We start from the raw sequence: 22290 nt of genomic DNA, 5'->3' as shown, positions 1-22290 counted from the left end.
TCAGATAATTTCAAGTTCCGCCCTGAGGGAACCTGCTGCCTTCATCGCCTGGAGGATCGCCAAGAGATCCTGGGGCGTCGCACCAATCGCATTCAATGCCTTCACGACGTCAGCCAGCGACGTTCCTCCCTTGAGAAGCAATACCTGCCCTGGCTCTTTCTTGATATCGATCTGTGATGCCGATGTGACGACGGTCTGGCCGCCGGACATTGGCGCCGGTTGACTGATCACCGGCTCGGTATTGATTACGACCGAGAGATTGCCATGCGAAACTGCGCAACTATCGAGAGTCACCGCCTGATTCATGACAACCGAGCCCGTCCTCGCATTGAGGATGACTTTGGCATTGGTCTGCGCTGGCGTGACATTGATGCTTTCGAGTGCTCCAAGGAATGCAACGCGTTGATCGCTGGACTGCGGCGCCCGCACACGGATGACACGTCCGTCCTGTGCTGCCGCGGTTTCAGGTCCGAAGCGGCGGTTGACGGCCTCGACGACGCGGCTGGCGGTAGAAAAATCCGTATCATTCAGCTCAAGGTAAATCATTTCACCTTGTCCCAGCGACGAAGGAACTGCGCGCTCGACCGTGGCACCCGACGAAATTCTGCCCACGCTCAGGTGATTGATCTGGGCCTTGCTGCCGCTCGCCGCTGCCCCAACACCGCCTACCAGGACATTTCCCTGAGCGATGGCATAAATCTGTCCGTCCGCGCCTTTTAGCGGCGTCATCACAAGCGTTCCGCCGCGCAGGCTCTTTGCGTTGCCCATCGATGAAACCGTCACATCCAATGTCTGTCCGGGCTGGGAAAACGCCGGGAGCGACGCCGTTACCATGACCGCAGCGACGTTCTTGAGTTGCAGGCTTGTGCCGGGCGGCAGATTGACGCCAAGGCTTTGCAGCATGCTGACTACGCTTTGCACGGTGAACGGAGTTTGGGTTGTCTGGTCACCGCTTCCGTCAAGTCCAACGACCAAACCATACCCGATCAGCTGGTTCTGGCGTACGCCTTGAATACTGGCGAGATCCTTCAACCGTTCGGCATGAGCGACTTGCCAGATCAGAAGGGAGCCCGCGCACAGCGCAGCGCCAAGCAAAGCTTTGCCGATATTTGCAATCTTTAATTTCATTTTGATCGCCGTTGACATTACAGCGGCATGATACTAAGGAAGAATCGCGCCAGTTGCGACATGACTTCCGCCTTATCCAGGCGGGTATTCGTCCGATACTCGACGCGTGCATCGGCCACTTGCGTCGATGGCACCACATTACCCGCGGCGATCGTATCGGGACTGACGACACCGGAGAACCGGACGTACTCGATTCCCTTATCGAATGCGATCTGTTTCTCCCCGCTGACCACAAGGTTGCCGTTAGGCAGAACCTCGATCACGGTAGCGGTAATGGTGCCGCTGAACGTATTGCTTGACGACGCAGAGCCCTTATCCTCGAACTTGTTTTGGCCTGAAGCGCCGAGGGCAGCCTTGGCGGTCGTCGTTGCAGGTATGCCGAACAAGGTCGGCGCGCCGAATTCGACGCTGCCGGTCTTACTGGTAGCATTCGCGGCCGACTTTCCCGCGCTCGTTCTCTCACTAATCGAAATAGTCAGCACGTCGCCGACGAGACGGGCGCGGCGGTCTTCAAACATCGGGCGGTAAGCAGCGGACTGGAAGATTGCCCCGTTTGCCGGCATGCTGGGCGCTATGATTTGAGGGCGCACGTTTGCAGGCTGATGAACAATCGATTCCGGCACTGTCGAACATCCTGCCATGATCATGGGCAACAGAGCATAAGGAACAGACAGATAAGTTTTACGCATGATCTTGGACATGAAAAAGGATCAAAGCTGGGCCAGCTTTTGCAGCATCTGATCCGAGGTAGTAATCGCCTTGCTGTTGATTTCGTAAGCGCGCTGGGTCTGGATCATGTTGACCAGTTCTTCTACGACATTGACGTTGGACGTCTCTACGTATCCCTGATTCAACAAGCCGGCTCCGTTCGTTCCGGGGGTGCCGGTATTGGGCGTACCCGACGAGCCTGTCTCGACGTATAAATTTTCACCTTTGGATTCGAGGCCGGCAGGATTAACGAAGGTTACCAGCTGCATCGCGCCGATTTGCGTTGGCGCGGAAGTATTGGGCAAGGTTGCAGACACGGTACCGTCTCGTCCAATCGTCAAACTGCGCGCGCCCGCAGGCACGGTGATCGCCGGCTGTACCGCGAAACCGCTCGACGTAACAAGCTGGCCCTGACTATCGATGTGAAACGATCCGTCGCGGGTGTATGCAGTTGAGCCGTCCGGCATCAGTACTTGAAAAAAGCCGTCGCCCTGGATCGCAACATCCTTGTCGTTGCCTGTCTGCTGAAGGTTGCCCTGGGTGTGAATACGTTCCGTCGCAACGGGACGCACGCCGGTTCCGATTTGCAGACCGGAGGGCAGCTGGGTTTGCTGCGACGACTGCGCACCTGGCTGGCGCATCGTTTGATATAGAAGATCTTCGAATACGGCGCGTGAGCGCTTGAATCCGGATGTACTGACATTGGCCAGGTTGTTGGAGATGACATCCATTTGGGTCTGTTGTGCATCCAGACCCGTTTTCGAAATCCAAAGTGAGCGAATCATGATGTTTCTCCAGTATTTTTATTGCCAACCAAGGTTGCAGTGAGCCGCCGCGTCGACTCTATTGTGCATTAGGGATCAACCCGTCAAAGAGAGAAGCTGCGCGGCTTTGGTCTCATTGCTTTCGACATTCTTCAGCAGGTTCATGTGAGCTTCAAACTGCCGTGCGAGAGAAATCATATCCACCATCGCACTCACCACATTGACATTGCTTCCTTCAAGCGCCCCGCCCAGCAGCATGACATTGCCATCCACATCGGCAGGCGCGCCATCCCTCGTGCGAAACAGCCCGTCGTCGCCTCGCACTATAGATTCCTCCGGCGGATTGACAAGTTTGATGCGTCCCAGCACAGTGGTCGCGCCGGGCTTGAAGCCAGTAGGGATTGCTGACACCGTGCCGTCACTCGCTACACTAACGCGCACGTCCGGCGGAATGGCGATCGGGCCTCCATCGCCCATTACGGGAATTCCGTCATGCGTCTGCAAGATACCGTTCTCGCTCGTTTGCAGGCTGCCATTGCGGGTAAACGCTTCGGTCCCGTCCTCCAGCTGCAGCGTGATCCACCCTTTGCCTTGCACTGCAACATCCATGTCTCGCCCCGTCTGTTGAATGGGTCCGGCTGCGAAATCGGACCCTACGGTTGCATCGACGACGAAAGAGCGTGTCGGCAGCTGTGCGCCGACAACCGGAACGGCACGGAATGAATCAATCTGCGCACGAAAGCCGGTGGTCGTTGCATTGGCAAGGTTGTGCGACGTCGTTGCCTGCTTTTCCAGGATATGTTTCGCGCCGGTCATTGCCGTGTAAATAAGGCGATCCATGCTTCTTCCTTATCTCAAGTCTCTAGTGCGTCAGAAGGCGGTCAATCACCGCAGATTTACCAAGGTCTGCAACACCTGATCCTGCGTTTTGATCGTTTGTGCATTCGCCTGGTAGACGCGCTGTGCGGTAATCATGTTGACCAGTTCAGCGGTCATGTCGACATTCGAGTCTTCCACTGCGGACGACTGTATTACGCCGTTGTCTCCCTCGCCGGGCTGGTTTTCGACTGCGTCGTTCGAAGCAAAGGTCGACTGCCAAACGTTGTTGCCCAATGGTTGCAGTCCATTGGGATTGGGGAAGGTGGAGAGCACGACCTGACCAAGGACTTTCGACTGGCCGTTGCTGTAGCGGCCGAATATCGTACCTGACGAGTCGATGGAATAGGAAGACAGTTGTCCCGGTGCGAATCCATTTTGATTGATGGAATTTACACTGAATGCCACGCCGAACTCGGTACTTTTGCTGAAGTCGAAATCGATACTAATCGGGTTCGCACCGGATGCTCCGGGAAAGGTAGGCATGGGAGCAGCATCAGTTTGGGTGTTGAATGACCCGTCGGCATTAAACGTCAGCGTGCTGATCTGTCTTGCGGTAGTTTCGGTATCCATTCGGGCAAAGACGTTCCAGCTGCCTGACGGAGCCGGTGCATTTTGCTTGACATAGAACGTCTCCATTACGTGGGGAACGCCTTTTGAATCGTAGACTGTCGCCGAGCTTGCACTGTTGTATGTGCCGGCAGCCCTTACCGCCGGATCGAATGCAACGGCAGGCTGCGTTTCGCGCGAATCAAGATTAACCGCGGTGGTAAGTTCGCTCGTCGGATTGGGTGGACTATCCGCTGACAGATCGATCTTGAGCGGAAAGGTTTTCGTCCGCTCACCGGCACCAATAGTACCTGCGGCATTTGGAAGGTAGCCCATGAGCTGCGCACCGCTCGAATTGACGATATTGCCGACGCGGTCCAAGGTGAATTGCCCGTTGCGGCTATACACCGGCACGCCATCGGTGCCTTGAAGCTTGAAAAAGCCGTTGCCGTTCACCGCCATGTCGAGCGGATTGTTCGTTCCAGAGATGTTGCCTTGAGTGAACTGCTGCGAGATACCGGCAACCTTTGTTCCGATACCGTTCTGACTGCCACCGCCTGTCAGGGAATTAGCATACACATCTGCGAACTGGACTTGGGAACTCTTGAAGCCGGCCGTATTGGTATTCGCAATATTATTTCCAATAGCCTCTAGCGTCTTGGACGCTGCGTTCAAACCGCTCAAACCTTGCTGAAAACTCATTTCACGCTCCTTGCATTATGGGGTGACCGCTATGTATTTATTAAATAATCTGACGAATGTCAGCCAACTTGACAGGTTCACGGCCGGGGAGATTGACCAGCACGCCTTGTGCTCCGGTCGTCACACTCAACACGTCACCGTACGATAACGGGGTTGCGGACACCTTTTCGCCACCTCGGAGCGCTTTTACCTCAAAGGTGTACCGGCCGTCCGCCGCCACGGATCCGTTATCCGCCTTGCCATCCCATGCTAATGGGATCACTCCTGCGTCCTGTCCGTCCAGCTTGATGCTACGCACAAGGGCTCCGGAGCTGTTAAGAACCGAAATTTCGACAGAATCAGCAGCGTCGCTAAGCTCGATGCCGAATACCGCCTTGCTTTCCTTAAGCGCAATGCTTGATCCAGTCGTCAGCACACCGTGCCCAATCAAACTGGCGGCCTGCAGGGACTGGCTCGCCTGATAGCTTCCCTGCAGCGCCTGGAGTGTCGTATTGAGCTTGTCAATCCCGGTGACAGTCGACAGTTGAGCAAGCTGGCTGGTGACTTGCGCATTATCGAGAGGATTAAGAGGATCCTGATTTTTCATCTGAGTGACGAGCAGTGTCATGAAGCGATCCTGTGCTTCCTGCGTCGTATTGGTCGGCTTCTTCGCGGCACCGGAAGCCGCGAACGCATCACTCGTCGTATTGTTCGTCTGTACTGTCGTCATCCCGCCCTCCTATCTCACTGACCAAGGGTCAGGGTTTTGAGCAGCATGGTCTTGGCTGCGTTCATGGTTTCCACGTTCGTCTGGTAGGAACGCGAAGCCGAAATCATGTTGACCATCTCTTCCACCACGTTCACGTTCGGCATGGCGACATACCCCTTCTCGTCGGCCTGCGGATGCTTCGGGTCATAGACCATCTTGGGCGGCGTCTTGTCCTCGACCACCTGCTGCACCTTGACGCCGGCGGCGCCGGGGTTCCTGGTGGGTTCGACCTGGAACACCACCTGCTTGGCACGATAGACTTCGCCGGTCGAACTGGTGGTGCTGTCGGCGTTGGCGATGTTGCTGGCCACGGTGTTGAGGCGCTGGCCCTGGGCGCTCATGGCGGAGCCGGCCACGTTGAAAATGTTAAATAGCGACATGATTATTGTCCCGTGACTGCGGTGAGCAGCGTCTTGATCTGCCCGCTGGCGAAGGTGACGCCGGCTTCATAGCGAAGCGCGTTGTCGGCGAACTGGTTGCGCTCCACATCCATGTCGACCGTATTGCCGTCGACATTGCCCTGCACCGCCGTCTGCCGGTACATCAGCTGGGCGCCGCTGGCGGTGGTGGCAGTGGTGGCGCCGGCATTGCCGGACAGATGGGCTGCGGAGGTGCGCGCGAGCGCCACCGCGAGCGAGTTCAATGCCGGCTTGGCGGCTCCTCCCGCAGATGACAAAGCCGCCGCTGCCGGCGCCGTTGGCGTGGCGCCGGGACCGAGCGCCTGCTTGAGCGCCGCGTTGAAATCGACGTCGCGCGCCTTGTAGTTCGGCGTATCCGCATTCGCAATATTCGACGCCAGCACCTGTTGCCTCTCGGAGCGCAAGCTCAGTGCCGTCTGGTGGAACCGCAATGCCTCGTCCAGCTTTCCTATCATTTCAAACCCCCGCAACTCAAAACCCCGACCAGCCGCCTACGCGATGCGGCCATTGATGGATTGACATAGGCTGGATCATACGGATGCAAAAGTCGCATCGATCGCGCAATAAGACTCTGAAAGCCTTCCCTTTTCATCCTTTTGATTGCGGGCGGCGTGGGTAAGATTCTGGCCAGACAGTCTTGTATAGTCCCGCATTCCGGCCGACATGAAACCATCCGCATCAGCACTGCTAACCGCCCTCTGGCTCCTGGCCGCCACCGCCGGGCAAGCCGGCGCGCAGACCGCCGTTTCCGCGGCGCCGGCCGTGCCCGCCGCAACCGTCGTACAGCGTCAGGACACGGCGGCACTGCGCCAGACGGTCGAACAGTTCCTGCGCATCCAGAGCGCCGGCTTGCCCGGACAGGTCAACGTGAGCGTCGGCCAGATCGATGCGCGCGCCAACCTGCCCGCCTGCGCCGCGCCCGAAGCCTTCCTGCCCAACGGCAGCCGCGCGTGGGGGAAAACCACGGTCGGCGTGCGCTGCACCGCGCCCTCGCCCTGGACAATTTATGTCGCCTCGACGGTACAGGTCATCGGCGAATACCTGATCGCCGCCGCACCGCTTGCACAGGGACAGTTGATCGGCCCGAACGATGTGACCCGCATCAGGGGCGACCTGACTGCGCTGCCGGCCGGCATCGTGACCGATCCCGGACAGGCGGTCGGCCGCACCGTCGCCCTTTCTCTTGCCGCCGGCACCCCGCTCCGCGGCGACGCGTTGCGCAGCCAGGCAGCGGTCCAGCAGGGGCAGACGGTGCGCGTCGTTTCCGCCGGCCCCGGCTTTCAGGTTTCCGCCGAAGGCCGGGCACTAAACAACGCTTCCGAAGGTCAGATCGCACAAGCCCGCACCGCCTCCGGACAGGTCGTCAGCGGCGTTGCAAAGACTGGCGGCATCGTGGAAGTGACGTACTGATCGGCGCACTTGTTGACCAAAATGAAAATATTTTCAATCTGTTTGAATTCAGCGCTAAAGTTTTCCCGGATCGGGTCGATAGACCATGTGACAAGAACCGTAGAACCGCAAACAGCTAAGGAATTGCCGTGAAAATCGATGAGCCGTTGAAGAAAACCGGTGGTGCGGGCCTGCCCACCGCACCGACCCGCACCGGCAAGGGTGCCGAAAAATCGGCGGGGGTCAGTACGACTCCTGCCGAAACCGACAGCGTTCGCCTGTCGACGACCGCGCAGTCGCTCACCCTGGCGAGTGCCGGCGGCGTGTTCGATGCCGAAAAGGTGGAAGAAATCAAGGCGGCCATCGCCAACGGCACGTTCAAGGTCGATCCCGATAAGGTGGCCAATGGCCTGCTCGATTCGGTCAAGGACCTGATCAGCAGCCGCAAATAGCATCCAGAGTCATCAGCAAGGCAAAAAGTCATGCACAAGCCCGAAAGCCATCCCGGCATCAGCCTGAATGAAGAAATCGCCGCAGGCGCCGCCCTGCTGCAACTGCTGAAACAAGAGCAGGAACATTTGATCCAGGCCGATTTGGAAGGATTGACCGCGGTTACCGAAGACAAGGCGAAGATCGTCGCCCGCATGACCGAACTGGCGCTGGCGCGCCATCGCAGCCTCGGCACCGCTGGCTACAGCGCCGACGAATCCGGCATGCAGGCCTGGGTGAAGAGCGCCCCCGCCGACGCCGCCCGGGCATGGGGCGATCTGCTGAATCTGGCTCGCGACGCCAAGGAACTCAACCGCAGCAACGGCCTGCTGATCGGCCAGCACATGGCACGCAACCAGGATGCGCTGAGCGTTCTGCAGGGCAATCAGCGCGGCGGCACGATGTACGGCCCGAGCGGTCAGACGACCTCCGCCGGCGGTAACCGTACCCTGGTGGTCGGCTGAACAACTTCTGAATGACAGCTCAACGATAGCTGAATAAGGGCCGAGACACCCTCAAAGGCGGCACCGCGGCCGCCTGCACCTGACCCGCCCTTTCCTTCCCCTACCCGCAGTTCCTGCTTCCGCTTCCAGCGCGGCAACAGCACTCGTCGCACTTGTCGCACTTGTCGCACTTGTCGCATTCCTCATTTCCCGTATGGGACAGATTCGACGGCATCATGAATGCCACCCCGGTTCGGGCTTGCCGGTTTCGTTCTTTCCCTTCGGATGATTGATTGCGCATCAGGTCGCCGGCACGGCGAACCATCGCTCGCCCGAGCTGCTGCCCGGCTTGCCTGCCCCGCTTTGTCGAAGACTGGATCGGGATGGCAACAACAGGGCTAGGCGATGTTTGGTTTGCCTTGAGATGCAGGGCAAGGGGCAAGCGGAGGCGACGGGCCATTCACCTGCAATCCGCTCCGGGTTCAGGCTAGGCCAGCCCGGTCCATGCCTGTTCCTTCAACCGTGCCCGCATGCGCGCAATGGCCTGGCTGTGCAGCTGGCAAACGCGCGACTCGGACACGCCCATGACGGCGCCGATTTCCTTCAGGTTCATTTCCTGCTCATAGTAGAGCCCCATGAGGATTTTCTCGCGTTCCGGCAAGGCTTCGATGGCATGGATCACCGCCTGGCGGAAACCGCCGTTCATCAGGCTCTGCAGGGGGTCGCTGGACTCGTCGACGCAATAGCGGTCGAGGAAGTGCTCGTTTTCGTCCTTTTCGTGGAAATCCTCGTAGTACACCAGCTGGTGGCCGCTGCCCTCGGTCAGGAGTTCCTGGTAGTCCGCCAGCGACATCTTCAGCTCGCCGGCGATCTCGGCTTCCTTGGGAGGACGCCCGAGACGCTGCTGCACCTTGTTCATCGCCTCTTCGATCTTGCGCATGTTCTGCCGGATGCTGCGCGGCAGCCAGTCGCTGCTGCGCAGTTCATCGAGCATCGCGCCGCGTATGCGCTGCACCGCATAGGTTTCGAACTGGGCGCCATGCGTTTCCTCATAGCGGTTCACCGCGTCCAGCAAACCGATCATGCCGGCCTGAATCAGGTCGTCGACTTCAACGCTGGGAGGCAGCTTCGCTTTCATCTGGTGGGCCAGACGCTTGACCAGCGGAGCATGCATTTCCAGCAAGTGGTTCTTGTCGGATTTTCCGCTAACGGTATACATTGTGTTGATTCGTTTCGGATGTCCATGTGGGCATCCATCCCAGAAATGCCATGTTAGCCCGCCGCGGCCGCATCGGACAATACGAACTTTCCGGCGAGTCGGCGGAAGGCAACGGATGCGCCTGCCAGCGGAAAGGCATCGACCACCGCACGGCCGAGATGCATGGCTTTCTTCAGGTGTTCATCGGGAGGCACCGAGCCCATGGAATTGAGCTTGACCGCGAGATAACGGTTGGCCGCCTGCGCCATGTTCTGGTAGACCACCTGCGCTTCCTTGTCGGACGCGCCGGTCACCAGCAGGCTGAACGGACGGCGGCCCAGCTGGCCGTTGACGCGCTTGATCAGGGTATAGGCGGCCTTGATCGAGGCCGGACTGTTCGATACCTGCACCACGATTTCGGTATCCGCCAGCCCCGGGATCGGAAAGGCATCATTCTTGTCGAGCTCGGCATCGACGACGACGATATCGGCGCGCTTGGCCAGCACGTCGAAGGCATCGTCCAGGTGGCGGGCCCCATCGCTGCCGGTTTCCGGCAGCTTCTGCATGCCGCGCTTGAGTGCGGCGACGCTGAAGCCCTGCGGCATGGAATGCATCACATCGTCAAAGGCGCGTTCCTGCTGCGCCGCCTGCAGCAGCGAGCTGCCGCGCAGCCCGCTGAGACGCGAAGCGATGCCTTCCGAGGCCACGCAGGCGTCGAACAGCAGCACATCCCTTCCCGCCTGCGCGAGCGATGCGCCGAGGTTCACCAGCATTGCTCCTTTTTCTTCGGCGGAGGCGGCCGAGAGAAAGGTGAAGACGCGCGGCTTCGGACCGGCCAGCATGCGGCGCAGGCCTTCGGCCTGATCGAAATCGAAACTAGCCAAGTGTCACCTCGCGCAGGCTCTTGTCGTTCATGGCATGCGCCGTATTGGCGATGACCAGCGGCAGTTCCTCGTCGGAATACTGGAACGGCGCTGTCTCGCGCTTGAGCTTGAAGGCGCGGTCGACCAGGTAATGGGCATTGGGAACATGCAAGTCTTCCGGTACCCGCTGGCCGTTGGCCACATAGTAGAGGCTGAGCTTCTGGCGGATCATCACGTCCAGCACATTGCCCACCGTTGCCGCTTCGTCGAGCTTGGTCATGATGCAGCCGGCCAGGCCGCCGCCCTGATAGGAACGCACGACTTCGTTCAGGGTTTCGCCGGTGGACGTGGCCGACAGGCAAAGCAGGCGCTTGACCGTGGATTCGGTGCCGGAGAGCATCGCGATCTGTTCGGCCACCATCTTGTCGCGCTGCCCCATGCCGACGGTATCGATCAGCACGGTGTGCTTGTTCTTCAATTCGTCGAGCGCGATGCGCAGGTCGGTTTCATCCTTGACCGAGTGCACCATCACGCCGAGGATCTTGCCGTAGATGCGCAGCTGTTCATAACCGCCGATACGATAGCCGTCGGTGGTGATCAGGGCCAGCTTGCCGGCGCCGTGGCGCATCACGCAGCGTGCCGCGAGCTTGGCGGTAGTGGTGGTCTTGCCGACGCCGGTGGGCCCGACCAGCGCATAGACGCCGCCCTTGTCGAGGATCTCGTTTTCGTTGCCGATGATGCTGAGATTGCGCGACAGCACCGACTTGACCCAGGCCAGGCAGTTCTCGGCCGTCTCGTTCTTCGGCAGGTTCTGCGTCAGGTAGCGCGCCAGGCTGGCGCTGAAGCCGGCCGACAGCAGCTCGCGCATGACGGCGGCCTTGGCCGGTTCGCGTTTCTGCTGGGCGCTCCAGGCGATCTCGGCCAGCTGCGATTCGAGCATGCCGCGCATCGAACGCAGTTCGTCCATCACCTGAGCCAGTTCCGCGCCGCTCTGTGCAGCCGGTGCCGCATCGCGGCTGTCCCGGCTGTCGCGGCTGGCGGCGATGGCATCGGCCAGATTGGCGGCCTGGTTGTCGTCGGACGACGATTTCATGGAGGAGGCAGGCGCGGACCTTGCCGCGGGCTCCTGCGCACGGCTGGCACCGAAGGCGGCCAGCGTCGACTCCGACAGCGCCGGTCTTTCCACCACCGGTTCGGACAGCGAGGACATGTCTTCCGGCGCCATCGCCAGGATCTCGATCATGCCGTTGATGGTCCTGTTGGAGAGGATGACTGCATCCGGACCAAGGGCTTCACGCACCTGGCGCCATGCGTCACGCGACGAACTGGCAGAAAATTTTCTTACATTCATGCTTGGCCTCCGACCAGGCTGGTCACTCTAATCGTTTTTGAATCGGGAAGTTCCTGATGCGACAGCACCTTGAGCTGCGGCAGCGCGCGGCGCAGGAAGCGCGCCAGCAATGCGCGCAGCGGACCGGGCACCAGCAATACGGGTGTCAGTCCCATCTGTTCCTGCTGTCTTGCCGCCTGCTCCGCCTGCGCGGCGATGGTATCGGCAAGCCCCGGCTCGATGCCGGCGCCGTCCGGTCCGCTGGATTGCAGGGCCTGCATCAGGATGCGTTCGAGACGGCTGTCGAGGGTGATCACCGACAGCTCGTTGGTGGACGGGAATATCTGTTGCACGATCGCGCGGCCGAGGGCGATGCGCACCATCGCCGTCAGGTCGTTCGGATCCTGGGTCTGCGGCGCATACTCGGCCAGCGTCTCGATGATGGTGCGCATGTCGCGAATATGCACGCCCTCGATCAACAGGTTCTGCAGCACCTTCTGCAGCGCCGACAGCGAGATCAGCTTCGGCACCAGGTCCTCGACCAGCTTCGGGCTTTCCTTGCCGAGGTGGTCGAGCAGCTGCTGCACTTCCTGGCGCCCGAGCAAGTCGGCGGCATGCGACGTGATCAGATGGTTGAGATGCGTGGCGATCACGGTGCCGGCGTCCACCACGGTGTAGCCGAGTGCCTGGGCATGTTCCTTCATGCCGCTATCGACCCAGGTCGCGGGCAGGCCGAAGGCCGGATCGGTGGTGACCGTGCCGGGCAGCGTGCCGTTGACCATGCCGGGATTGATCGCCAGGAACTGGCCGACATAGGCTTCGCCGGTGCCGACTTCCACGCCCTTTAACGTGATGCGGTAGGCGGCGGGCTTGAGCTCCAGGTTGTCGCGGATATGCACCGGCGGCGACAGGAAGCCGACCTCCTGCGCGAACTTCTTGCGGATGCCCTTGATGCGGCGCAGCAGCTCGCCGTTCTGGCCCTTGTCGACCAGCGGGATCAGGCGGTAGCCGACTTCCAGGCCGAGCGTGTCGACCGGGACGATGTCCTGCCAGGTCGCCTCCTCCGACTCGGGTGCCGCCAATGCGGCTTCCGGCGCGGGCGGAGGTGCCGCCTCGGCCTTTTCCAGCCGCTGTTTCATCAGATAGGCGCCGCCGCACAGGGCGCCGCCGAGCAGGATAAAGGCGATGTGCGGCATGCCGGGGATGAGCCCCATGCCGCCGATGATGCCGCCGGTGATGTAGAGCACCTGCGGCTTGGCGAACAGCTGGTTGACCATCTGGCCGCCGATGTCCTGTTCGCTCGACACGCGCGACACGATGACGCCGGCGGCGGTCGAAATGATCAGAGAGGGAATCTGCGCCACCAGGCCGTCGCCGATGGCCAGCAGCGTGTAATTCTTGAGTGCCGCATCGAAGGCCATGTCATGCTGCAGCATGCCGACGACCAGGCCGCCGAAGACGTTGATGACCGTCACCAGGATGCCGGCGACCGCATCGCCGCGCACGTATTTGCTGGCACCGTCCATCGAGCCGTAGAACTCCGCTTCCTGCGCCACTTCGGTACGGCGCTTGCGCGCTTCCTGCTCGCCGATCAGGCCGGCGTTGAGGTCGGCATCGATCGCCATCTGCTTGCCGGGCATCGCATCGAGAGCGAAACGCGCGCCGACCTCGGCGATACGACCGGCGCCCTTGGTCACCACGACGAAGTTGATGATGGTCAGGATCACGAACACCACGATACCGACCGCGTAGTTGCCGCCGATGAGGAAGTGGCCGAAGGCTTCGATCACCTTGCCCGCCGCGTCCGGGCCGGTGTGCCCTTCGGTCAGCACGACGCGGGTCGAGGCGACGTTGAGCGACAGGCGCAGCATGGTCGATACCAGCAGCACCGCCGGAAACGCCATGAAGTCCAGCGGCTTGACCGTATAGAGACTGGTAAGCAGCACGATGATGGACAGCGCGATATTGAAGCTGAAGAACATGTCCAGCACGAAGGCCGGCAGCGGCAGCACCATCATCGCCAGCATCATGATGATGAGGATGGGCGCGGCCAGCGCCTTGCCCTGGCCGGTCAACCATGCGGGCAGTCTGAGGCTGTTCATTGGATGCGTCCGTCAGGTTTGCCGGACGCTTGTGCGGCGGGGTTGAGCGGATCGAGTTCCGGCGGGACGGCGAGGTCTTCGGGAGCCTGCGGGCGCAAGCCGCCATGCTGGCCATAGGCGCGCAGCTGGAACACGTACGCCAGCACTTCGGCCACGGCGGTGTACAGCGTGGCCGGAATTTCATCGCCGAGTTCGGCATGCTTGTAGAGGGCACGCGCCAGCGGCGGCGCTTCCAGCAGGGCCACGTTATTTTCTGCGGCGATCTCACGGATCTTGGCGGCGACTTCATCGGCGCCCTTGGCCACGACTTTCGGCGCGCGCATCTTGCCTTCGGTGTATTTCAGCGCCACCGCATAGTGGGTCGGGTTGGTGACCACCACGTCGGCGGTCGGCACTTCCGACATCATGCGCCGCTTGGCCATCTCGCGCTGCAGCTGGCGGATGCGCGCCTTCACATGCGGATCGCCTTCGGATTCCTTGTGTTCCTGGCGCTGCTCTTCCTTGGTCATCTTCAGCTTGCTGGCGTATTGCCACAACACGTACGGCACATCGATCAGCGCGATCACGACCAGTCCGCAGACGATCGCGATGAACCCTTTGAGCAGCAGATCGGCAAGGTGGGCGCTGCCCGACTGCAGCGGCTCGGTGACCAGCGCCAGCATCGGTTCGAACTCGCTCTTGATGACGATCCAGGCGATGGAGCCGACCAGCAGCGTCTTGCCGACCGCCTTGAGCAGTTCGACCAGCGAACGCACCGAAAACATGTTGCCGATGCCGCTGACGGGATTGAGACGGGAGAAATTGGGCATCAGCGACTTGGTGGTGAACAGCCAGCCGCCGATGAGAAGAGGCGATGCGATCGCCACGAGCAGCAGCAGGCCGGCGAACGGCAGCATGGCGACCAGCGCATCGAAGGCCATGGTGCCGAGACGGACCATGAGCAGGCTGGCATCGAACGCATGTTCCCTTTCCAGGGAAAGCCCGGACGCCAGCATGCGGTTGAGGCTGCGCACCATGCCCTCGCCCGTGAACATCATGCCGAGGCCGGCAGCGAGCAGCACCGTGCAGGTGGCAAGCTCCCTCGATCGGGGAACATCGCCTTCCTCCCGCGCCTGTTCCAGTTTTCTGGACGACGCTGGTTCGGTTTTTTCGAGATCGCTATCCTCGGCCATTGCCGACTCCTGTTGCAGACCTCCGCATGCGTCGGATGACGCATTGGGGGCCAATAGGAAGGATTATTCTCGAAATATCAGTTTGACCATCCTCAAAACAAGTGCGAAAACCCGTCGCTATTCAGAGTGAACGGGATGCTGCGATGAAGGATTGCAAACGAAGACGCACGACGACGATCAAGGCGCTGCTCAAATCGCAATGCGCTGCGCCCACGCGAGGGCGGAAAGCTGCGCCTGATTCACCTGGCGCGCGTCGATGCAAAGCGAGCCCGCCATCTCATTCACGTCCTTGCTGTGCAATTCGCAAGCTTCGGCCAGCGCAAGAAAGGGACCGTAGATGCCTTCCCGCGTGAGGAGTGCCTGAGTGACCGGTTCGGACAGCTGGATTTTTTCCAGCACATCATCCATCGGCACGCCGAGCAGCTTGTCGAGCAGGGAGAACATGCCTGCCACGAACAGATTCTCGGCTTCATGCCGTGGCAGGAAGGTACTGCCGAGCAGTTCGGCGAAACGGCCGCGCACGATGGCTGCATGCATCAGCACCGGTGAATATCCGGTAGTGGTGGCGGTTGCCAGCAACAGGGCCAGCCAGCGGTACAGCGGCGAATATCCGAGCATGGTCACCGCATGCTTGAGCGACTGGATCTCGCAGCCGAGTCCGAATCCGGCCGAGTTGATGTAGCGCAGCAGCTTGTAGGACAGCGCGGCATCCCGCTTGAGCACGCCCTCGAGCTGCTTGACGTCGGCATTCTGCCGCACCATGTCCATCAGCTGGAGGATCAGCGATTGCGCAGGATTGAGCTCGCGCGCATGCTGCCCCGGCCGAAGCGTGAGATGCAGATTGCCGACAAACGCCTGAATACCAAGCTTCTTGCATAGCTCAAAGGCCTGCCAGCTGTCGACGCAGCGCGCCACAAGGCGGATTGTCAGCAAGTTGAGTGCCCGGAACTGCTGCACCTGCGCCGGAAAACCGGCGGAATTAATGTTGGTTTCGATATGCGTGACCTGTTCCAGCACCGCTCGGTCGAGGCTGGCGATGTCGACGTCACGCAGGGAAATGCCGTAGCCTTTTGCGCGCGCGGACTTGATCGCTTCCGGTACGCCCTCCGCCGACAGGTCGTCGCCGCGCAGGACAAGAATCGTGCCGTTCGGCGGAAGCCTGCCGAACTCCTCGTGCTCGAGCAGCATGGGCCTGGCTTCGATGAAGATGACCTGATCGCCGAGAAGCGCCCCGCTATCGGTGTCGTTGAGCTGCTCCGCCACGAAGCTGGCCAGGAGGAGAATATCGGCATCGGGGCGCAAAGGATCCGATGCCGCCGTGCCGTGCCAGGTGATCTCATAACCAAGCACCCGCTCCTGGGAATTGACCAGGGGTTCGCGGACGATGAATTTCTCTGCATGCATGAGTGGCTGTCCGGGATGGGTTGGTGATCTAAACGAGACTGCAAAAGCGCGTGTTGTGCGTGGTACCGGCTGCGCGGAGGCCCGGGCCTGTATCAGGTCCGCGGAACGCGGATCAGAATCCCAGGCTTTCGAGGAGATCGTCCACTTGTCCCTGGTCCGATACGACGTCCGCATTGCCGGCGGGATTGATCTGGGGGCCGTTCAGGAGGCCGTTGCCGCCGTTGTTGCCGCCCGAATCGCGGCGCATGTCCTGCGGCGAATAATCCAGCAGCAGCTGCACCAGCTGCTGCTCGATCCCGTGGGCCAGTTCGGTCACCTTCTTGATGACCTGTCCGGTCAGATCCTGGAAGTCCTGCGCCATCATGATGTCCAGCATCTGCTGGCGCGAGGTCGAGGCATTGACGCGCGTCTCTTCGAGATAGGCCAGGGTACGCTGCATCAGCTCCCTGTCCTGCGGCATGGAATGCGGCGCGTCCAGGGCCGCGCGCAATTCCACGGCGAGCGCATTGGCGCCGGTTTCGATGCGATCCTGCAGCGGCATCGCATTTTCTGTCGCGGTCAGCACCCGCTGCGCGGCCTGCTCGGTCATTTTCGCGACATAGTCGAGACGGTCGCGCGCATCCGGAATGTCGTGCGCCGCCTTGGCGATGAGCTTGTCGAAGCCGAGTCCGCGCAGGTTGTCATGCAGCATGCGCGTCATTTGCCCGACGCGCGCCAGCATTTCTTCCTGCGCCTCCTGTGACTCCTGTGCTTCCCGGGCCTCTTGTGCCGCCGGATCGATGCCCGTCTCCCTGGAGAGCGGCTGATTCACGTCAGGCTCCAACCTTTTCGAGTTTCTCGAAGATCTTGGACAGCTTTTCGTCGAGCGTCGCCGCCGTGAAAGGCTTGACCACATAACCGTTGGCGCCGGCCTGGGCCGCCGCGATGATGTTTTCCTTCTTCGCCTCGGCCGTTACCATCAGCACCGGAAGCTTGGACAGCGCCGCGTCGGCACGGATGTTTTGCAGCATCGTCAATCCGTCCATGACCGGCATGTTCCAGTCGGAAATGACGAAGTCGAATTGCTCGCTGCGCAGCTTGGACAGCGCCATCGCGCCGTCTTCAGCCTCGTCGACGTTCGTATAGCCGAGCTCCTTCAGCAGATTGCGAACGATACGACGCATCGTCGAAAAGTCGTCGACCACCAAGAATTTTGTATTCGGACCCGCCATGAATTACTCCATTGATTCTGCAAACTGTTATCGACAAGCCGTTCTCACGCAGACCCGAACGGTAGGGCCAAAGTATAATCGCGCCGCTTCCGATTATGCACTCAAAATATTTACTTGAGGAAACTTCGGGCGCCGGCAACGAAACATTTTCGCTACATGCGCGACGCATGATGCATTTTTGCCAAGATCCATTAGCCCGATCAGACGCGCAGCGCCCTGCTGCTGTTGGCGGCAAGGTGGCTCAGCACCATGCCCGGCAGCGCGGACAAGGCACCGACCTCATGCGCGGCGCCGACGGCAATGGCTTCGCGCGGCATGCCGAACACGACGCATGAAGCCTCGTCCTGCGCAAAGTTGTGGGCGCCTGCATTCCTCATCGTCAGCATGCCCTGCGCGCCATCCTTGCCCATGCCGGTCAGGATGACGCCGACAGCGTTCTTGCCGGCGAAACGGGCAGCCGATTCGAACAGCACGTCGACAGAGGGACGATGCCTGTTGACCGGCGGTCCCTGGTCGAGCTGCGTCACATAATTGGCGCCGCTGCGGGCAAGCTGGAGATGCGAGTGGCCCGGAGCGATGAAGGCATGTCCCGGCAGCACCCGCTCTCCTCCCTCGGACTCCCTGACCGTAATCTTGCACAGGCTGTCGAGACGCTTGGCAAACGACCGGGTGAAGCCCTCCGGCATATGCTGGGTGATCAGGATGCCCGGACAGTCGGAAGGCATCTGCATCAGAAAATCCTTGATGGCTTCGGTGCCCCCGGTGGAGGCGCCGATGATGATCAGCTTCTCGCTGCTTGTCAGCGGATTGCGGATCAGCGGCAGCCCCTCGCCCGGCGTACGCGAGGCTTCCTGCTGCGCGATGGTGCGCGCCTTGACGCGTGCCTTGGCGGCGGCGCGGATCTTGTCGGTAATGAGCTCGGCATACTCGAGCATGCCGCTCTGTATCGACAGCTTGGGCTTGGTGACAAAATCCACCGCGCCGAGTTCGAGCGCCCGCAGCGTGATCTCGGAACCCCGCTCGGTAAGCGAAGACACCATCACCACCGGCATGGGCCGCAGGCGCATCAGCTTCTCGAGGAAATCGAGACCGTCCATGCGCGGCATTTCCACGTCCAGCGTCAGCACGTCGGGATTGGTCTGCTTGATCAGTTCGCGGGCGACGATCGGGTCGGGCGCAACGCCGACGACTTCCATGTCCGGCTGCTTGCGGATGATTTCATTCATGACGCTGCGTATCAGGGCGGAGTCGTCAACGATCAGTACTTTAGTTTTCATGACTATGGCTTTCTTGGAAGCGATGCGGTTCGCCGTTCAGCTTGGCGCCGGCGCGGTTCAGCTGAACAGTTCGATATCTCCCGCCACCGGCGTGGTCTGAAGCCGGCTGGCATAATCCTGCTCGCGGTTCACCAGGGTATTGTTGTTGAGCTGCTTGAGTTTCTTGACGAGCACCTTGCCGGAACGCGGAAAGTAGTACACCTTGCGCGGGTGAATGTCATTGAGATCTTCGGCCACGATGCGAATGTTTTCGGCACGCAGGTAGTCGCGCACGAACTGGGCATTGCGCTCGCCCACGTTGATGGCGATGAAGCCCCGGAGCACATTGCCGCCGCCGAATACTTTCGCCTCCAGGTTCTCGCGGCGGGCGCCCGCCTTCAGCAAGTCGTTGATCAGCACTTCCATGGCATAGGTCCCATATCGCATCGACGCCGACACCGGGCTGTCGCTGTCGCTGCCGCCGTCGGGCAGCATGAAATGGTTCATGCCGCCGATGCCCGTGACGCGATCGCGGATGCAGGCCGAGACGCAGGAGCCAAGCACCGTCACGATGAGCATGTCCTTGCAGGTGTAGTAATACTCTCCCGGCAGGATCTTTGCCGCATCGCAGTCGAACTGACGGTCGTAATAGACATTGGTGGCGAACTGCTCTTCGATTCCGTTGCTCATGGCTTATTTCTCAGTCCTGGATGCGGCTGCGCGCTGTGCGGCGCCGCTCCGGGTTTCAAGTTCGTAGACGGTTTTGCCCTTCAGCCTGAACGCATCCGAGACGTATAGAAAATTCTCCGAATGACCGGCGAAGAGCAGCCCGTCCGGTTTCATCAACGGAGCAAAACGCGCAAGAATCTTGCCCTGGGTCGGCTTGTCGAAATAGATCATCACGTTGCGGCAGAAAATGACATCGAATGGTCCGCTCACGGGCCATTCGCCGGCCAGCAGATTGAGCTGCCGGAACGTCACCATCTGGCGAAGTTCCGGCCGTACGCGAACAAACCCTTCATGCTGCCCCTTGCCTTTCAGGAAGAAACGGCGGGCGCGTTCCGGATCCATCTTGTCGAGCCTGTCCATGGAATAGATGCCTGCCGACGCGGTATTGAGCACATTGGTGTCGATATCGGTGGCAATCACATGCGACTGCGCGGCGGCGGACCCGAGCGCCTCGCACAGGGTCATCGCAATGGAATACGGCTCTTCTCCGGTCGAACTGGCGGAACACCAGACCGTGACCGGCTCCTTGCGCTTGCGCACATGTTCGGCAAGGATGGGAAAGTGATGCGCCTCACGGAAGAACGAAGTCAGGTTGGTGGTGAGCGCATTGGTGAAGGCTTCCCACTCGCCGTCATCCTGGCGGCTTTCCAGACTATCGAGATACGCCTGGAATGAACGTATGCCGGTGGCGCGCAAGCGCCTCGCCAGGCGGCTGTACACCATTTCCTGCTTGCTGTCGGCCAGCGCGATGCCCGCCCGCCGATGTATCAGCGCGCGCACTCTCTCGAAATCACGCGACGTGAATTCAAACTCCTTGCCGGCTTCGTTCTTTCCTGTTTTCACGACATGCATTGCGTCCGACATCTTTCTTACCTGTTCCACTGCAAAACCCTTGGTGCGTGCATTCGCTTTATTTCGCTGCTCTATTGTTTCACCGCCCGGGCGCAGCCCGATTGCCTGCCGCGCCTTGCTCTCGGTTCCCGGTCCCCGGTTTTCGGTCCATTGGAACGGCAGCGCCTTACTTCTTCCCCGGCTTGCGGGGATTGGCCTGTACCTGCCGCACCGCCCTGGTGGCCGGAGCCGGCGTGTGCACCGGTCCCGCCGACGCAGGCGTCGACGTACCGGCATTCGGCGCCAACGCCGAGGCTGAACGATAACCGATCCTGAATCCTCCCCAGTGCCTGCCTTTCACATAAATCGGTGCCGACAGGTCATGCATCACTTCGCCCGTATCCCGCTTGTAGGTCTGCAGCAGGAAGGGCTTGGTATTGGAACCGCAGCGCGAACCGGTGCGATCGTTGAAAATGCGCTTGGTCCGGTTATTGACGAGGTCGGTATCATAATCGCCAGTCAGCGGCTTGGAGAATTTCCGGTTGTGCGTCGGGAAATAGCCATTGTTGTCGACAGCGCCGGCGTACGCGATCTGCGGCATATCTTCAAGAATCTTTTCCTGCAGGGCCGGCAGCATGCGATCGGTAAAACTGTCGAAACTGGTCGTGTGCTTCGGCGGATTGGTGTTCGGTATCGGCTTGTAGCTGCGGTCGAACAGCGCCGCCTCGGTGATCTGGCCATTGGCGATCGCCTGTTCGAACAGCTTGCCGACCTCGCGCGCCGCACGCTGGGCCACAACCTTGATTTCATCGTGGGAAGTCCTGGCATTCGAGCGGGCAAGGGCATCGAACAGCACTTCGCCTCGCTCCGACAAAATCATCGCGGACCGCGTGGCACGCGGCAATTCCTCTTCGGTGGCCAGCATGCCGTCACGAATGCGCGAGATGGCGTCCGAGATCAGATGCGACGTTTCCACATGCTCGCGCGAGGCGGATGCGATCTGCTGGATCTCGTTTTCCGAAATCCCGGCCGAGCGCTCGATATTGCCAAGATAGCCATGCACCTTTTCCACGTTCTGCGCCGCATCGTTGACCTTGCCCGTCAGCGCCGACATGCCGGCTGCCGCGCGTTCGGCTTCTTCATTGATTTCCCGCACCATGGCGCCGATATCATCGGTGGCGGACTTGGTGCGCTGTGCCAGCTGGCGGACTTCTCCCGCAACGACGGCGAACCCCCTCCCGTGCTCGCCTGCGCGCGCCGCCTCGATGGCCGCATTCAAGGCCAGCAGATTGGTGCGGGCGGCGATCTCGTTGATCACCTCGGTGATGACATGAATCCGGCGCGCCCTTTCCTGCAATTCGCTCATCAGCCGGGATGCCGTCTGCGCATCCTGCCGCGCATTGCTGATGCGCTGCAAACCCTGGTCAACCTCGGTGCGGCCGGCGACGCTTTCGGAGCGCACATCCGCGGCCACGCGTGAAGCCCGCTCGGCGTTGGCGGCAATCTGTTCCGTCGCTTCGACGGTCTGTGCGGCGCGCCCGGCGATCTGCTCGGTGGTTTGCAGATCCTGGTCCACCTTCTTCTTGATCGAATCGACGAAATAGGAAGTTTCGGCGGCGCCGATCATGATATGGTCCACTTCCTCCCCGAGCTCGGCAACGCCCAAGCTATCGCTGGCGCCGGCCATGCGATAGGCCAGGCTTGCCACCACGGCCGAGGCCGCCGAAGCGATGGCTGCGGAGATCACGGGTCCCACGCTATTGCCCCCGATCGCGTAGGCGAGCGCACCCGACACCGTACCTGCGGTAATCGTGCCGGCTCCAAGCGCTAGATATTGAAAGGGTTTCTGTTTCATGATTTCCATTTCGTCTCCCAAATAAGACTGCTGCTGCATATCTCCGCTTGCTTCCATTGCGCCGGCGACGCGCACGCCGGTGAGAAGGAACGTACTGTTTTTATGGCTGCTCTTTTCTTATCGG

The 22290-nt window shown here is 60.6% G+C and carries 23 protein-coding genes; 3 read left to right on the top strand and 20 right to left on the bottom strand.

Features of this window, described 5'->3' with window-relative positions; translation table 11 throughout:
• The 8 genes from FH061_RS13595 to flgB all read right to left on the bottom strand — a co-directional run bounded on the left by FH061_RS13595 (position 1) and on the right by flgB (position 6349).
• Positions 1 to 1146: a flagellar basal body P-ring protein FlgI gene (locus FH061_RS13595; RefSeq protein WP_151636373.1), complete on the bottom strand. Its 1146-nt coding sequence runs from the start codon at positions 1144 to 1146 to the stop codon at positions 1 to 3.
• Positions 1146 to 1829: a flagellar basal body L-ring protein FlgH gene (locus FH061_RS13590; protein WP_151636372.1), complete on the bottom strand. Its 684-nt coding sequence runs from the start codon at positions 1827 to 1829 to the stop codon at positions 1146 to 1148. The genes FH061_RS13595 and FH061_RS13590 overlap by 1 nt, the downstream gene beginning before the upstream one ends.
• Before the next feature lie 9 nt (positions 1830 to 1838).
• Positions 1839 to 2621, bottom strand: a complete 783-nt coding sequence (gene flgG, locus FH061_RS13585) for a flagellar basal-body rod protein FlgG (RefSeq protein WP_151636371.1) — start codon at positions 2619 to 2621, stop codon at positions 1839 to 1841.
• Between the two features lie 75 nt (positions 2622 to 2696).
• Entirely contained in the window at positions 2697 to 3440 is a 744-nt protein-coding gene (locus tag FH061_RS13580) for a flagellar basal body rod protein FlgF (RefSeq protein ID WP_151636370.1), read from the bottom strand.
• A gap of 45 nt (positions 3441 to 3485) precedes the next feature.
• Positions 3486 to 4727 (bottom strand): flagellar hook protein FlgE, encoded by a 1242-nt coding sequence (gene flgE, locus FH061_RS13575; RefSeq protein WP_151636369.1) that lies wholly within the window; start codon positions 4725 to 4727, stop codon positions 3486 to 3488.
• A gap of 40 nt (positions 4728 to 4767) precedes the next feature.
• On the bottom strand, positions 4768 to 5436 hold the full coding sequence (gene flgD, locus FH061_RS13570; RefSeq protein WP_151636368.1) for a flagellar hook assembly protein FlgD: 669 nt from the start codon (positions 5434 to 5436) through the stop codon (positions 4768 to 4770).
• Between the two features lie 14 nt (positions 5437 to 5450).
• Positions 5451 to 5855 (bottom strand): flagellar basal body rod protein FlgC, encoded by a 405-nt coding sequence (flgC, locus tag FH061_RS13565; RefSeq protein ID WP_151636367.1) that lies wholly within the window; start codon positions 5853 to 5855, stop codon positions 5451 to 5453.
• A gap of 2 nt (positions 5856 to 5857) precedes the next feature.
• Complete coding sequence (gene flgB, locus FH061_RS13560) at positions 5858 to 6349, bottom strand: flagellar basal body rod protein FlgB (RefSeq protein ID WP_151636366.1); 492 nt, start codon at positions 6347 to 6349, stop codon at positions 5858 to 5860.
• A gap of 208 nt (positions 6350 to 6557) precedes the next feature.
• On the opposite strand from flgB, the gene flgA reads away from it, so the two are divergent.
• The 3 genes from flgA to FH061_RS13545 all read left to right on the top strand — a co-directional run bounded on the left by flgA (position 6558) and on the right by FH061_RS13545 (position 8236).
• A complete protein-coding gene (gene flgA / locus FH061_RS13555; protein ID WP_151636365.1) occupies positions 6558 to 7304 on the top strand; it encodes a flagellar basal body P-ring formation chaperone FlgA in 747 nt (248 codons plus the stop codon).
• Between the two features lie 128 nt (positions 7305 to 7432).
• Entirely contained in the window at positions 7433 to 7735 is a 303-nt protein-coding gene (gene flgM / locus FH061_RS13550) for a flagellar biosynthesis anti-sigma factor FlgM (RefSeq protein ID WP_151636364.1), read from the top strand.
• 30 nt (positions 7736 to 7765) lie between these two features.
• A complete protein-coding gene (locus tag FH061_RS13545) occupies positions 7766 to 8236 on the top strand; it encodes a flagella synthesis protein FlgN (RefSeq protein WP_151636363.1) in 471 nt (156 codons plus the stop codon).
• A gap of 466 nt (positions 8237 to 8702) precedes the next feature.
• Here the strand turns inward: FH061_RS13545 and FH061_RS13540 are convergent, their stop codons facing one another.
• From FH061_RS13540 to FH061_RS13485, 12 genes are all read right to left on the bottom strand, one after another.
• On the bottom strand, positions 8703 to 9434 hold the full coding sequence (locus tag FH061_RS13540) for an RNA polymerase sigma factor FliA (protein ID WP_151636362.1): 732 nt from the start codon (positions 9432 to 9434) through the stop codon (positions 8703 to 8705).
• Between the two features lie 53 nt (positions 9435 to 9487).
• Positions 9488 to 10297 carry a MinD/ParA family ATP-binding protein gene (locus tag FH061_RS13535; RefSeq protein WP_151636361.1) on the bottom strand — a complete coding sequence of 270 codons (810 nt, stop codon included), beginning with the start codon at positions 10295 to 10297 and terminating at the stop codon, positions 9488 to 9490.
• Positions 10290 to 11627: a flagellar biosynthesis protein FlhF gene (gene flhF, locus FH061_RS13530; protein WP_151636360.1), complete on the bottom strand. Its 1338-nt coding sequence runs from the start codon at positions 11625 to 11627 to the stop codon at positions 10290 to 10292. The genes FH061_RS13535 and flhF overlap by 8 nt, the downstream gene beginning before the upstream one ends.
• Positions 11624 to 13708, bottom strand: a complete 2085-nt coding sequence (gene flhA, locus FH061_RS13525; protein WP_151636359.1) for a flagellar biosynthesis protein FlhA — start codon at positions 13706 to 13708, stop codon at positions 11624 to 11626. Before flhA ends, flhF begins: the two co-directional genes overlap by 4 nt.
• Positions 13705 to 14880 carry a flagellar biosynthesis protein FlhB gene (gene flhB / locus FH061_RS13520; RefSeq protein WP_151636358.1) on the bottom strand — a complete coding sequence of 392 codons (1176 nt, stop codon included), beginning with the start codon at positions 14878 to 14880 and terminating at the stop codon, positions 13705 to 13707. Before flhB ends, flhA begins: the two co-directional genes overlap by 4 nt.
• Before the next feature lie 189 nt (positions 14881 to 15069).
• Positions 15070 to 16284, bottom strand: coding sequence for an EAL and HDOD domain-containing protein (locus tag FH061_RS13515; protein ID WP_151636357.1), 1215 nt, complete (start codon positions 16282 to 16284; stop codon positions 15070 to 15072).
• Positions 16285 to 16396: 112 nt separating this feature from the next.
• Complete coding sequence (cheZ, locus tag FH061_RS13510; RefSeq protein ID WP_225984655.1) at positions 16397 to 17095, bottom strand: protein phosphatase CheZ; 699 nt, start codon at positions 17093 to 17095, stop codon at positions 16397 to 16399.
• Between the two features lies 1 nt (position 17096).
• Positions 17097 to 17495, bottom strand: coding sequence for a chemotaxis response regulator CheY (gene cheY / locus FH061_RS13505; RefSeq protein WP_057289438.1), 399 nt, complete (start codon positions 17493 to 17495; stop codon positions 17097 to 17099).
• 200 nt (positions 17496 to 17695) lie between these two features.
• On the bottom strand, positions 17696 to 18772 hold the full coding sequence (locus FH061_RS13500; protein ID WP_151636355.1) for a protein-glutamate methylesterase/protein-glutamine glutaminase: 1077 nt from the start codon (positions 18770 to 18772) through the stop codon (positions 17696 to 17698).
• Positions 18773 to 18829: 57 nt separating this feature from the next.
• Positions 18830 to 19441: a chemoreceptor glutamine deamidase CheD gene (gene cheD, locus FH061_RS13495; protein ID WP_151636354.1), complete on the bottom strand. Its 612-nt coding sequence runs from the start codon at positions 19439 to 19441 to the stop codon at positions 18830 to 18832.
• A 3-nt stretch (positions 19442 to 19444) separates the two neighbouring features.
• Positions 19445 to 20344 carry a CheR family methyltransferase gene (locus FH061_RS13490; protein ID WP_225984654.1) on the bottom strand — a complete coding sequence of 300 codons (900 nt, stop codon included), beginning with the start codon at positions 20342 to 20344 and terminating at the stop codon, positions 19445 to 19447.
• A 154-nt stretch (positions 20345 to 20498) separates the two neighbouring features.
• Positions 20499 to 22166, bottom strand: a complete 1668-nt coding sequence (locus FH061_RS13485; RefSeq protein ID WP_225984653.1) for a methyl-accepting chemotaxis protein — start codon at positions 22164 to 22166, stop codon at positions 20499 to 20501.
• Between the last annotated feature and the right edge of the window lie 124 nt (positions 22167 to 22290).

The sequence above is a fragment of the Noviherbaspirillum aerium genome (genome assembly GCF_008929045.1).
GTDB lineage: Bacteria > Pseudomonadota > Gammaproteobacteria > Burkholderiales > Burkholderiaceae_D > Noviherbaspirillum > Noviherbaspirillum aerium.
The sequence above is the reverse complement of the archived record's forward strand: the minus strand, read 5'-3'. Positions and strand labels throughout refer to the sequence as shown.